This window comes from Sphingomonas pollutisoli (assembly GCF_029167165.1).
Lineage (GTDB): Bacteria > Pseudomonadota > Alphaproteobacteria > Sphingomonadales > Sphingomonadaceae > Sphingomonas > Sphingomonas pollutisoli.
The window spans coordinates 153,607-166,083 of record NZ_JARFNJ010000001.1 but is presented as its reverse complement, the minus strand read 5'-3'; the positions used below and the strand labels follow the sequence as shown (position 1 = coordinate 166,083).

Annotated in this window: 9 protein-coding genes; 4 read left to right on the top strand and 5 right to left on the bottom strand. The window is 67.1% G+C overall.

The genetic code is table 11. From position 1 onward, the window contains the following. Nucleotides 1–14: 14 nt before the first annotated feature. The 5 genes from PX554_RS00780 to PX554_RS00760 all read right to left on the bottom strand — a co-directional run bounded on the left by PX554_RS00780 (nucleotide 15) and on the right by PX554_RS00760 (nucleotide 8,421). Nucleotides 15–2,300, bottom strand: coding sequence for a TonB-dependent receptor (locus PX554_RS00780; protein WP_275498116.1), 2,286 nt, complete (start codon nucleotides 2,298–2,300; stop codon nucleotides 15–17). 69 nt (nucleotides 2,301–2,369) lie between these two features. Next, entirely contained in the window at nucleotides 2,370–4,784 is a 2,415-nt protein-coding gene (locus PX554_RS00775) for a glycoside hydrolase family 31 protein (protein ID WP_275498115.1), read from the bottom strand. Continuing rightward, nucleotides 4,781–6,037, bottom strand: coding sequence for an MFS transporter (locus tag PX554_RS00770; protein ID WP_275498112.1), 1,257 nt, complete (start codon nucleotides 6,035–6,037; stop codon nucleotides 4,781–4,783). Before PX554_RS00770 ends, PX554_RS00775 begins: the two co-directional genes overlap by 4 nt. A gap of 69 nt (nucleotides 6,038–6,106) precedes the next feature. Then, the gene (locus PX554_RS00765) at nucleotides 6,107–6,895 is read right to left on the bottom strand and encodes a DeoR/GlpR family DNA-binding transcription regulator (protein WP_275498110.1); all 789 of its coding nucleotides are present in this window, start codon (nucleotides 6,893–6,895) and stop codon (nucleotides 6,107–6,109) included. Beyond that, on the bottom strand, nucleotides 6,892–8,421 hold the full coding sequence (locus PX554_RS00760; protein ID WP_275498108.1) for a glycerol-3-phosphate dehydrogenase: 1,530 nt from the start codon (nucleotides 8,419–8,421) through the stop codon (nucleotides 6,892–6,894). The genes PX554_RS00765 and PX554_RS00760 overlap by 4 nt, the downstream gene beginning before the upstream one ends. Nucleotides 8,422–8,540: 119 nt before the next feature. On the opposite strand from PX554_RS00760, the gene glpK reads away from it, so the two are divergent. From glpK to PX554_RS00740, 4 genes are all read left to right on the top strand, one after another. Beyond that, the gene (gene glpK, locus PX554_RS00755) at nucleotides 8,541–10,046 is read left to right on the top strand and encodes a glycerol kinase GlpK (protein ID WP_093226378.1); all 1,506 of its coding nucleotides are present in this window, start codon (nucleotides 8,541–8,543) and stop codon (nucleotides 10,044–10,046) included. A gap of 115 nt (nucleotides 10,047–10,161) precedes the next feature. Further along, nucleotides 10,162–10,620 (top strand): DUF983 domain-containing protein, encoded by a 459-nt coding sequence (locus tag PX554_RS00750; RefSeq protein ID WP_093226377.1) that lies wholly within the window; start codon nucleotides 10,162–10,164, stop codon nucleotides 10,618–10,620. A 39-nt stretch (nucleotides 10,621–10,659) separates the two neighbouring features. Next, nucleotides 10,660–10,968, top strand: coding sequence for a hypothetical protein (locus PX554_RS00745; RefSeq protein WP_093226375.1), 309 nt, complete (start codon nucleotides 10,660–10,662; stop codon nucleotides 10,966–10,968). A gap of 89 nt (nucleotides 10,969–11,057) precedes the next feature. Further along, nucleotides 11,058–12,431, top strand: coding sequence for an aminotransferase-like domain-containing protein (locus PX554_RS00740; RefSeq protein WP_275498104.1), 1,374 nt, complete (start codon nucleotides 11,058–11,060; stop codon nucleotides 12,429–12,431). Nucleotides 12,432–12,477: the final 46 nt, after the last annotated feature.

The following is a 12,477-nucleotide window of genomic DNA, read 5'->3' as shown; positions in this document are numbered from 1 at the left end:
TCGTCCCCCCTGGTTTAGAAGTTCAGCGCCAGCCGCACGCCGCCATAGCGGCGGAAGTCGCGCGGCAGCAGCGCCTGGGTTGCGATCTGGTTGCCGAAATTGCCGGCGGTGTTGACCAGGGAGCTGTAATATTGCTGGTCGAACAGGTTGTTGACGAAGCCGACGATCTCCCAGCGGCGATCCTCATCGCGAATGCCGATGCCGAGGTTGACGATGTGGAAGGCGGGCTGGAACGTCTCGGGGTCGCGCGCGGCATAATAGAGGCTGCTTTGATACTGCCAGTTCACCTGCGCGATGCCGTTGAGGGTGTCGGTCAGCCGTGGCGAGTAATCCGCGTTGAAGTTGAACTTCCATTCGGGCGCCTGGGGCACGCGCGTGCCGGTGAGATTCTGTCGCGCGGGCGTGCCGGTGCAGCCGAGCGCCGCCGTCTGAAGCGGGTAACATTGCGCGACCGGGAATGACGTATATTTGGCATCGAGGTACGTCACCGAACCGCCGAGCGTGAGATCGCTCGCGAGGGTCGCCGAGCCTTCGAACTCGATACCCTTGGTGTTCAGCCCGCCGACGTTGGTGAGCCGGTAGTTCGAGGTTCCATCCGCGAGCGTTTCGATCGTCTGCGCCTGAAGATTGTCGTAATCGGTGTCGAACAGCGTGACGTTGAGCGTGAGCCGACGCCCGAAGAACTGCGTGCGCAGGCCCAGTTCCTTGTCGCGCGAGCGTTCGGGGCGGATCGGCCCGGCGAGCGCGCGGTTCTGGTTGAAGCCGGTCGTCAGGTCGTAGGTCTGGCCCTTGTACCCGGTCGAATAGGTGAAGAACCCGCTGACGGTCGGCGTGAATTCGTAGCGGATGCTGCCGCGATACGTTCCGGCGGTGTCATACGCCTTGCCGCTATACGCCGCGTTGCCCGCCGCGTGATCGACGAAGGAGTAAGACACGCGCTCGTTCTGCACGCGTCCGCCACCCGTCAGCGTCAGGCCCGGATATACCGTCCAATCCGCCTGCACGAAGCCGGCGACTTGCCGCGATTTGGAGGTGGCGTCCCAATTCGCGATGGAGAAATACGGCCCGCGAACGAAGGCGCGTGCGAACGCGTTGGTCGCGGCATAGGCGCCGATCGTATAGCGGAAGGGCTTGTCGCCGGGCGATTGGAGGCGGAGTTCCTGCGTGAACTGCTCCGAATCGAAAGAGCCGATCTGATTGTTGTTGCCGAACGTCGTCGTCGAGGATGTGTCGTCCTGGTCGAGATAGTCGTCGAGATGATAGCGATCGTACGACGAGATCGAGATGAGGTTCATGTCGCCGAACACGCCGAACTCGCCGCGCAGATAGCCGCCGCCGCCCTGATATTTCGTGCGCGAATCGAAGTTGTTGCTGATGTCTTGATTGTCGGGGCCGATCGTCACGCCGGGGAACACCGTCGCCGGATCGAGCGCGGCGACCCCGCGCAGCCGCGCGCCCGGCGCGACGTGAATGAACGGTCGGCCGACGTCGGTATTGCCGTTGACGTAATTGAGCGACAGCGTGATCGAGGCGTCGTCCATCGGCTTCCAGCGCAGCTTGCCCCGGAGGTTCACCGCCTCGCGGCCATTGACCTGCTTGTCATCGAAGACGTTGTGGACGTTCCCGTCCCAGAAATTATACGCCGCCGAGAAGACGTAGCCGAGATCGGGCGACAACGGACCGGAGACGCTTACGTTCGCGCCGCGTTCCTGATCGCTCGTCACGACGGCATTGGCGCGCACGCGCAGGGTATCGGTCGGGTCGCGCGTAATGAGATTGACCAGCCCGGCCGAAGCCGACTTGCCGTACAGCGTACTCTGCGGCCCGCGCAGAACCTCGATGCGTTCGATGTCGGGCAGGTCGTTGAACGCGCGCGCGGTGAGCGGCACCGGCACCTCGTCGACCAGCACCGCGACGCTCGATTCGACACCGATGCCGAACGCGAGCGTGCCCACGCCGCGCAGCGAGATGTTGGAGTTCTGCGGCTGCTCGGCGGGACGCACGACCAGCGACGGGGCGATCTTGCCGAGATCGGCGAAGTTGCGCACCCCCGCGACCGCGAGCTGCGCCGGCGCGATGACCGATACGGCGAGCGGGACGCTCTGGATGTTCTCCGCGCGCTTGTTGGCGGTGACGATGATGTCGCCGATCGTCGCCGCATCGACAGGGGCGGCGGGCGGATTCGCGGTCTCCCGTGGCGGCGCGGCGTCCGGTGCGGTTTGCGCCAAGGCAGGTGACGCGCTCAGCGTCAGGATCGCGGCCAGGGCGGCGCTCGAAACGGTGGTACGATAGTTCAACATTATCCCCTCCTCATGATGCCGCGCGATTCACTGTCGGCGGCGTGGTTGTGAAAGATCGACTGATTGTGGTCAGTCGGGGTGTTCTCCCGACGATATCGTCACGACCACGCCGTCGCGGCCGTCGATGGTCACGCGCTCACCCGCGCCGCCGTTGACCAGCAGCGTGCGCGGGTCGCCCGGCGGCAGTAGGAGCGTCACGCGGTCATCGCCGATCGTGCCTGGACCTTCGCGGCTGAGCGTCACGTCGATGCGCGTGGCATCGGCACTGCCGCGCAGATGCCATCGATCGACCGGGCCGTCCCCGTCGCCGGCATCCTCGAGCGCGTCGCAGGCGAACACCCCCGCCCGTGGTGGAAACAGCCACAGGCCACGCGTGTAGGGCTGGGGCCGCCAGCCGCCGACCGCGAGATCGACGAGCATCGCCGAGCCCGCCCGGGCGAGGAGCGGGGGCGGCCCGTCCAGCGGCGCGTCCAGCGTGATCGTGTGGCCGCCGGTGACCATCGCGCCGGTCCAGACGTCGATCCAGTCCGCGCCCGCGGGCGTCCGCACGCTCCGCATCGTCACCCCCGGCTCGCACACCAACGGAACCAGCAGCGCCGGGCCGAGCAGATGATCGTCGTTTTCCGCCCAACAGGCCGTATCGGCGGGGAAGTCGAGCCAGGTTGGCCGCACCATCGGCTCGTACTGCGCGTGATAGCGGTGAAGCAGATCATAGAGGAACGGCAGCAGCGTCTGCCGCAGTGCCATCAAGCGCCGGATCGCGGGCAGCACCTCGGGGTACATCCACGGCTCGTTCACGGTGCGGTCGTCATTCCAACTGTGGATGCTGAAGCGCGGCATCAGCACGCCAGCCTGCACCCACCGCACCAGCAGTTCGGGGGAGGGCGCCGGTCCCGAAAACCCGCCGACATCGTGCCCGCTGTTGGAAATGCCGGACAAGGCGAGGCCGATCGACTGCCGAGCGTTGTAGCGAATGGTCTTCCATTCGGTGCGATTGTCGCCGCTCCATGTCTGGGCGTAGCGGTGCAGCCCCGCCATACCGGATCGCGTCACCACATAGGGGCGCCGATCGGGCCGCGCGTCCCGCTGCGCCCGGCGCGAAGCGCGCATCATCAGCATCGGCTGCACGGGCCGCATTGCCGCGGCGGCGCATGCCGCGCCGAAGCCGGCGAAGCGCGCGCGGGCATCCCATAGCTCATATTCGTTGTTGTCGTTCCAGCTCGCCTCGATGCCGGTGTCGAGCAGGGCGGTGGTGACCTGTTCGCGCCACCAGCGCGCCGCCTCCGGTTTGGTGAAATCGATATAGCTGCCGACTTCGTCCCAGAATTGCGCTTCGACCGGGACGCCTTCCGCATCCGCCACGAACAGGCCGGCGGCGGCGACCTCGTCATAGCGCGGATGGCTGCGCAGCAACGCCGGCTTGATGTTGGGGACGAGGCGAACCCCCGCTTCGGCATAGGATGCGACGAACGCCGCCGGATCGGGGAATTTGTCGCGGTTCCAGTGGAACACGTACCGCTTGTCGCCGATCGACGTATAGCCCGACGACAGATGGAAGGACGTGCAGCCGAGATCATGCTCGGCGCATTTCTCGAGAAAACCCGCCATCTGCGTCGACGCGTCGGGCGCGTCGGTATAGGTCATCGTCGAACCCGAATAGCCGAGCGACCAGCGCGGCATCAGCGCCGGGCGGCCGGTCAGCCATGTGAACCGCCGCGTTACCGCCAGTGGATCGGGGCCGGCGATCATCCACAGGTCGAGGTCGCCCGCGTCGGCGACGACGTGGCGGTAGAGGCCATGATAATTGTCGAGTTCGCGCCCGAGATCGACCGTCACGTCGGCGACGCTGTCATAGAAGGCGCCGTGGCAGCGGCCCGCCGCATCGGCGATCAAGAGATAGGGAATCGCTTTGTAGAGCGGGTCGCTATGCTCCGCGTCGAAGCCCATCGGATCGAGATTGGTCAGCCGAAAGCGTCGGCCGGCGCGATCGACATCGCCAGTGCGATCACCCAGCCCGAAGAACCGGTCGCCGGGTTTGCGCGCGACGTAATGATGCGCGCGGCCGTCCCACCAGCCGAAGTCATAAGCCTGGGTGGGGCGGTCGGCGGCGGCGGCGATCCAGGCGTCGCCGTCGCGTTGCTCCCAGGTGCAATGCAAGCCGTGCAAGCCGATCGTAAGCCGCAGCCGCGCGGTCTCGATCCGCAGCATGCCGTCGTCTTCTGCGATTCGGGGGGGCGGGCAGGAGAAGCCCTCGGTGCTCATCCGGTCGCGTCCGGGCTCGGCGATGTCATCTGCGCCCGGTGCTATCGCCCAGCTCGGCGGACTCGTGACGGCGCCGGTGGGCAGCAGGAGAAGACGCATCACGTCCTCTTCGAGAACGAACACATGGGCGATCGCGCCCGTATCGGCGGCGAGGGTGATGCGGCCAGGCGCGCGCTCGCTGAGCTTGAAGCGCGGCGGATCGGACAGGGTGACGCGTTTCATCGCACGGTCTCCGGCAAACGAAGCTGCTTCATGCCGAGCAGCAGGACGGCGGCGCCGATCAGATCGAACACCGACAAGGCCGCGAAAAGCGGGGCGTAGCCGATCGTGTCAGCGAGTTGCCCGATCAGCAGCGAGAACAGCAGGCCGCCCAGCCAGCCGGCTTGGCCGATGAAGCCGTTGGCGGTGCCGACCTCTTCCGGGGTGAAGACGTCGGCGGACAGCGTGTTGATGAGGACGGACAGCATCTGGTGCGCGAAGCCGCCGATGCAGAACAGCGCGATGGCGAGATACGGGCTGACCGCGAGACCGATGCATCCAGGCGCGATCATCAGCAGCGCGGCGAGCACGACGCCGGCGACACGCGACGGCACCAGCCGCAGCCCGGCACGACGCATCAGGAACGGCGACAGATAGCCGCCGAGCACGCCCCCCAGATCGGCCGCGAGGAACGGCAGCCACGCGAACAGGGCGATCTGTTTCAGGTCCATGCCGCGCTCGGTCGCGAGGTAGAGCGGGATCCAGAAGCTGAACGTCTGCCACGCCGGCTCGGCGAGGAAGCGCGGCACGGCGATGATCCAGAAGCGCGCGGTGCGGACGATCTCGCCGGCGCTGGCCGGGCGCGACGGCTTCACCGGTCGATCGGCGGCGATCATCGCGCGCTCGCCTTCGGTGATCGCGGGATGTTCGCCCGGTGATCGGTAGAAGATCCACCACGCACCCGCCCAGAGCAACCCGACCGCGCCGGTGACCGCGAAGGCCACGCGCCAGTTGGCCCACAGCGATACCGCGACGAGGAGCGGTGGCGCAATCAGCGCGCCCAGCGACGTACCGGCGTTGAACCATCCCACCGCGACAGACCGTTCGCGCGCGGGAAACCACTCGGCGATGGCCTTGATACCCGACGGCACCGCCGCGGATTCGGCCAGGCCGAGCAGCCCGCGAAACAGCGCGAGGCTGATCCAGCCGGCGGCCAGGGCATGCAGCATGTTGGCCAGCGACCAGGCGACCCCGAACAGAGCGAAGCCCGCGCGCAGCCCGAAACGATCGACGATGAAGCCCGCGACCGGCTGCATCACCGTATAGGCGAGCTGGAACGCGCCAACGACGTAGCTGTACTGCTGCGTCGTCATCGCCAGGTGGAGCTTGAGCTCGGGTGCGAGCACGCCCAGCGAGTTGCGGGCGAGGTAGTTCGCGACCGTGCCCGCGCAGATCAATGCCACAATCCACCAGCGAAGATGCCGCACCCGCCTCAATTCCGTCTTCCTCTCCTGTATCCGACCGCCGGTTCTGATGACCGGTCGCTCGCGCTTATGGTGTTCGGTTCAACTGGCCTCTGTTTCGATCACATGCACGTCGGCGGCCGCGCAGGCGGCGGCGAGATCCGCGTCGTCGAGCCGGTCGGTGACGAAATGGTCGATCGCGTCGAGTCCGGCGATCCGCACCGGCGCCGCGCGGCCGAACTTGGTCCGATCGACTCCGAGGATCGTGCTGCGCGCATGCGCGATGATCGTTTGCGCGACGCGCACCTCGTCAACGTCGAAGTCGAACAAGGTGCCGTCGGGATCGACCGCGGACGCGCCGATCAGCGCGATATCGACCTTGAACGCGCGCACGAAATCCATCGCCAGCGCGCCGACGATCGCGCGGTCGCCCGGCCGCACCCGCCCACCGGCCGCGATCACCTCGATCGAGGGCTGATCGACGAGGATATCGACGACGTTGAAATTGTTGGTGACGACGAGCAGGTCGCGATGGTTGACGAGCGCGCGCGCCATCGCCTCGGTGGTGGTGCCGATGTTGATGAACAGGCTCGCGCCGTTGGGCACGATCCGGGCGACCGCGGCGCCGATCGCCGCCTTGGCCTCCGCCGCCACTTGTCCTCGCGCGTCATGATCGAGATTGTCGACCCCCGACGTGATGACCGCGCCGCCATGCACGCGCGACAGCATCGAGCGACTGGCGAGGATGTTGAGGTCACGCCGCACCGTCTGCGGGGTCACCCCGAGCTGTGATGCGAGCGCCTCGACCGACACGCTGCCGGTCTGGCGGGCGAGTTCCAGGATGCGGCGGTGCCGCCGAACGACGATATCATCGGCATCGGCGACGCTCATGCCGCCGCGCTCCGCGAAAGGTCGCTACGTGCCGCGAGCAGCGTGTCGATGCGGGATGCGGTCTCGGCCGGTACGTGCAGGCCGAGCTTCGAGCGGCGGAACAGAATGTCCTCCGCCGTGCGAACCCATTCGGCACGCACGAGATAGTCGATCTCCGCTTCGTGCAGCCCGCCGCCGAGATCGGCGCCGAGCGCGTCCGGGCTGGCCGCCGGACCGAGGATTTCGGTGATCCGCGTGCCGTACGCGCGCGCCAGCCGCCGCAGCAGCGTGGGCGGGAAATTCGGCCGCTCCGCCTCGATTCCGGCGAGGAAGCGCGCGAAATCGCCGCCCGGCATCGCCCCGCCGGGGAGCGGCGCGCCCGCCGTCCAGGCCGGGCCGACGTTCGGCAGGAACCGCGCGAGCTCACCCAGCGCGTGCTCGGCGAGCTTGCGGTAGGTCGTGATCTTGCCGCCGAAGATGCTCAGCATCGGCGCCTTTCCATGTCCGCCGTCGAGATCGAGGACATAATCGCGGGTCACCGCCGAGGCGCTTCCCTTCCGATCGTCGTAGAGCGGGCGGATGCCGGCATAGCTCCACACGACATCATCCGGGCGGAGGCGGCGGGTGAAATAGCGATTGGCGGTTTCCAGGATGTAGGCGGTCTCATCCGCGTCGATCGCGGCTTTCGCGGGCGCGCCGTCCCACGGTTGGTCGGTCGTGCCCAGCAGCGTGAAGCGCCCCTCGTAAGGAATGGCGAATACGATCCGCCGGTCGGCGTTCTGGAGCATGAACGCATGATCGCCTTCGTAAAGCCTGGGAACGACGACGTGGCTGCCTTTGATCAGGCGCACGCCGCGCTCGCTTTTCGCCCCCGCCACATGGCCGATCACCTCCGCCACCCACGGGCCGGCGGCATTGACCAGCGCGCGGGCTCGTACCTGGCGCTCGCCTGCCGCGTCGGCGATCGTCGCGGCCCATCCTTGCGCCTCGCGCGCAGCCGCGACGAGGCGGGTACGCGTCAGGATCGTCGCTCCACGCTCGGCCGCGTCCAGTGCGTTCAGCACCACGAGCCGGCTGTCTTCCACCCAGCAATCCGAATAGACGAACCCGCGCCCGCCGGCCGACAATCCGGCGCCATAGGGCGTCCGGTCGAGGCGCACCGTCTTCGTGCCTGGCAGTTCGTCGCGGCCGCCGAGATGATCGTACAGAAACAGCCCGGCGCGGACCAGCCAGGCGGGCCGGGGCGAATGGGTTTGCGGCAGCACGAAACGCAGCGGCCAGATGATGTGCGGCGCCATCTTCCAAAGCCGCTCGCGCTCGATCAGGGCCTCGCGCACCAGCCGGAACTCGCCATATTCCAGGTAGCGCAAACCGCCGTGGATCAGCTTGGTCGATGCGGAGGAGGTATGTCCGGCGAGATCGTCCTGCTCGACCAGCAGCACCGACAATCCCCGGCCAGCGGCGTCGCGCGCGATGCCGGCACCGTTGATGCCGCCGCCGACGACCAGAAGGTCGATCATCTCCCCTTGCGCTGTGCCCGATGTCATCGGTTCGCTTACTCCCGTTGCGACTCGCTATACCGCAAGGAACGCCAATATGAAAGCGTTGACGCGCGAACGAAAATGAGAAATCGTGCAAACGAAAACAAACGAACAGGAGAGCGAGGTTGGCCGGCACCCATATTCTGGCGATCGACCAAGGGACGACGTCGACGCGCAGCCTGATCTTCGATTCGCAGGCGAAGCGCGTCGCCGCGGCGCAGCGCGAGTTCGCCCAGCTTTATCCCGAGCCGGGGTGGGTCGAGCATGATCCCGAGGTGATCTGGCGTGACGCGCTCGCGACCGCGCGCGAGGCGATCGCCACGAGCGGCGTGCGCGCCGCGGACATCGCCGCGATCGGCATAACCAACCAGCGCGAAACCACATTGGTGTGGGATCGACGCACCGGCGCGGCGATCCACCATGCGATCGTCTGGCAAGACCGGCGCACCGCCGAGCGCTGCCAACACCTGAAGGCGTCGGGCGCCGAGCCGATGGTGCGCGAGCGGACCGGATTGCTGCTCGATCCGTACTTCTCGGGCACCAAACTCGCCTGGATACTCGATCATGTGCCGGGCGCTCGCGCACGCGCCGAACGTGGGGAACTCGCGTTCGGAACCATCGACAGCTTCCTGCTGTGGCGTCTGACCGGGGGGCAAGTGCATGCGACGGACGTCACCAACGCCGCGCGCACGCTGCTGTTCGATATCCGCCGGGGCTGCTGGGATGCGGATTTGTGCCGGTTGCTCGACGTGCCGATGGCATTGTTGCCGGAGGTCCATGACAACGCGCATCTGTACGGCACGACCGCGCCGGGGCTGTTCGATTCCGCCATCCCGATCGCGGGCATGGCGGGCGATCAGCAAGCGGCCCTGTTCGGACAGGCGTGTTTCACGCGCGGCAGCGCCAAATCGACCTATGGTACCGGTTGCTTCATGCTGCTCAACACTGGCGAGGAGGCGCTGCGTTCGGCCAATCGGCTGCTGACCACGCCCGCATATCGCCTCGCCGGGCGCACCACCTATGCGCTGGAAGGCTCGATCTTCGCGGCCGGCGCGGCGGTGAAGTGGCTGCGCGACGGACTCGGCGTCATCACCCATGCCAGCCAGACTCACGATATGGCGACACAGGTGCCCGACAGCCACGGCGTCTACATGGTGCCGGCCTTCGTCGGCCTCGGCGCGCCGCATTGGGATCCGGAAGCGCGCGCCTCGATCCACGGCCTCACGTTCGGCGCGGGCGCCGCCCACCTCGCTCGCGCGGCGCTCGAGTCGGTCGGATACCAGACGCTGGATCTGATCGAGGCGATGGTCGCCGACGGTGGCGTGCGACCGGCGATGATGCGTATCGATGGCGGCATGGCCGCGAACGACTGGCTCGGGCAGTTCCTGGCCGATCTGCTTGAAATGCCGGTCGAGCGTCCGGGCGATCTCGAGACGACGGCGCGTGGCGCCGCCTTCCTCGCCGGTCTCGCCGTCGGATTATGGTCGGGCCTGCCCGAACTCGCCGCGCTTTGGTCCCGCGCCCGATGCTTCGAGCCCGCGATGGCTGCGGACAAACGCGCCTTCCTCGTCGCCGGCTGGCGTGACGCGCTTCGCCGTACCCTGAGCGGTTCGCGTTTCGAGAGCGACTGACCAGGCGGGCGTTCCTGGGAAGCCAACTCGTATCGGTCCTCGACGCGTGGCAGATTTCGGAGGCGCGCCGGGATCCTCTGGATATCCGTACATTCTACATTATGTATGGATAAACATGCAAACAAACGGTGCGCGCGTGACCCAGGATACCCAAAGCGATACACTCCGTTGGATCTTGAAAGCCGGCTGGAAAGGCCTGTGCCCGCGATGCGGCAAGGGGCGCATGTTCCGGTCGTGGCTGAAGGTCGCGGATCGGTGCGAGGTATGCGGCCTCGACTATCGCTTCGCGGCGCCGGATGATGGGCCCGCCTTCTTCTCGCTGTGCATCGTGGCGTTCCCGCTGACCTTCTTCATCGTGTGGTTTCAGGTCGTTTTCGATCCAGTCTGGTGGGTGCATCTGTTCACCTCGCTGCCGATCATGTTGGTCGGCTGCCTTTTGCCGCTGCGTCCCATCAAGGGCTGGCTGGTCGCGTCGCAATATGTGAACCGCGCGCAGGAGGCGGGCACCGACAAGATCTGGGATCAGCTTCATGGACGCGAAAGCACCAAAAGCAGCAGCAATTTCGACGATTAAGGGGGAGGCGTGTGCGGCGCCGCGATGCTGGGGTAGTCCATGCGACGGTTGATTGACGATGCCCGCCGGATCGCCGCGGCGTATCTCGCCGGCGCCGATCGAATGGGCGATGCCCGCATCGTCCGAGAAGGCGGCGGCGATGACTATGTCGAGGTTCGTGTGGCGCTCGAAGCGCTCGCCGAAACGACGGAGCGGGTCGGGCGCCTCGAACGGGCGCTCGCCTGCTATGCCGATGCGAGCTTCTGGGAAACGGATTGTTTGGATACGTCGCTGGCGCATCACGATCAGGGCGAAATCGCCCGGTCCGCGCTTGACGGCAAGGAGTTGTACGGACTTCATCGCGACTGATCCTGCCTCGGCATCTTACGGATGGTTGCATGGGCTTTATGTATGGAGATGATAGCCGGGATGATGTCGTGACGGCCATGCAAAGTTGGATGCCTGATATCGCGGCGGTGCCGGGGCCGAAATATCTCGCGATCGCCGAGGCGCTCGCGCGCGATATCCAGGCCGGCAGCTTGACGGGCGGCATGCGCCTGCCGCCCCAGCGCAGCCTGGCCGAAGCGCTCGGCGTCGATCTGACCACGGTCACGCGTGCCTATGGCGAGGTGCGGCGGCTCGGGTTGATCGAGGGGGACGGTCGCCGCGGCAGCTTCGTTCGCCAGACGGCGGCGGACGCCGCGAAAACCGGCCACGGCGAACCCGGGGATACCGGCATGAACGCACCGCCGGAGATTGCGGGCGGGCGCATGGCGGCCGCGTTCCGGCACTCCGTGGAAACTCTGTCGGGCCGCCCGGACGGTGCCGCCCTCTTCCAATATCAGCCGAGCGGCGGGATGGTCGCGGCGCGCAAGGCCGGGGCCGATCTGCTGAACGCGCGCGGCATCCCCTGTCATGAAGATACCGTTGTCGTCACGGCTGGCGGGCAGCACGCGCTCCACGCCATCGTCAGTGCGGCATTGCAACCGGCCGACGCTGTGGCGGTCGGCAGTTTCGTATATCCGGGCTTTCAGGCGGTCGCGCGCCGTTACGGCTTGCGGCTCGCCATCATCGCCTCGGACGCCGAAGGCTTGATCCCGGAGGCGCTCGACGTCGCCTGCGCACAAGGGGACGTACGCGCCATCTATGTGGTGCCCACCAACGACAATCCGACGACGGCAACGATGCGCGTCGAGCGTCGCCAGGCGCTCGCGGCGATCGCCGAGCGGCACGGCCTGACGATCATCGAGGACGATGCCTACGGGCTCTTGCGCGAACGCCCCTTGCCGCCGATCGCATCCTTCGCGCCGGACCGGACCTGGCATATCGCCAGCGTTTCGAAAATCCTGTCGCCCGGTTTGCGGGTCGCGTGGCTGCGTGCGCCGGCGGTCGCGCAGGCTTGGGGGCTGGCGGGGGAACTCCACGAAACCGCGATCATGGCACCGCCGCTCAACGCGGCGGTCGTGGTGGATTGGATCGGTACCGGCGTGTTCGAGCAACTGATCGGCGCGGTTCGCGCCGAGGCGCGGACGCGACTGTCCCTCGCGGCGGAGTTTCTCGGTCCCGATAGCTTTCACTATCAGCCCGAGGGTTATCACATATGGATGCGGCTGCACGCCGACGCCAACCCCGGCGAGATCGTCAACGCGCTGCGTCCGCACGGCCTGTCGGTGGTGGGCGGCGAGGCGTTCGCTGTCGATCGCGCGACCGCGCCCCCCGCGTTGCGCGTGTCGATCGGCGGGACGATCTCGCGAGACCGCCTCGAACGCGGTCTGCGCTTGCTCGGAGCGCTGACCGCGCCGGGCGCCACCGGGAAGATATCGCTGGTCTGACTGACGTCTCCGCGCCACGCGCTTGGGGGAGGGGGCTGGCGCGCGG

Bases quoted from the DNA above. Each gene is read 5' to 3' on its own strand.
- PX554_RS00780 (WP_275498116.1), bottom strand. From the start codon at position 2,300: ATGTTGAACTATCGTACCACCGTTTCGAGCGCCGCCCTGGCCGCGATC.
- PX554_RS00775 (WP_275498115.1), bottom strand. From the start codon at position 4,784: ATGAAACGCGTCACCCTGTCCGATCCGCCGCGCTTCAAGCTCAGCGAG.
- PX554_RS00765 (WP_275498110.1), bottom strand. From the start codon at position 6,895: ATGAGCGTCGCCGATGCCGATGATATCGTCGTTCGGCGGCACCGCCGC.
- PX554_RS00760 (WP_275498108.1), bottom strand. From the start codon at position 8,421: ATGACATCGGGCACAGCGCAAGGGGAGATGATCGACCTTCTGGTCGTC.
- PX554_RS00750 (WP_093226377.1), top strand. From the start codon at position 10,162: ATGCAAACAAACGGTGCGCGCGTGACCCAGGATACCCAAAGCGATACA.
- PX554_RS00745 (WP_093226375.1), top strand. From the start codon at position 10,660: ATGCGACGGTTGATTGACGATGCCCGCCGGATCGCCGCGGCGTATCTC.
- PX554_RS00740 (WP_275498104.1), top strand. From the start codon at position 11,058: ATGCCTGATATCGCGGCGGTGCCGGGGCCGAAATATCTCGCGATCGCC.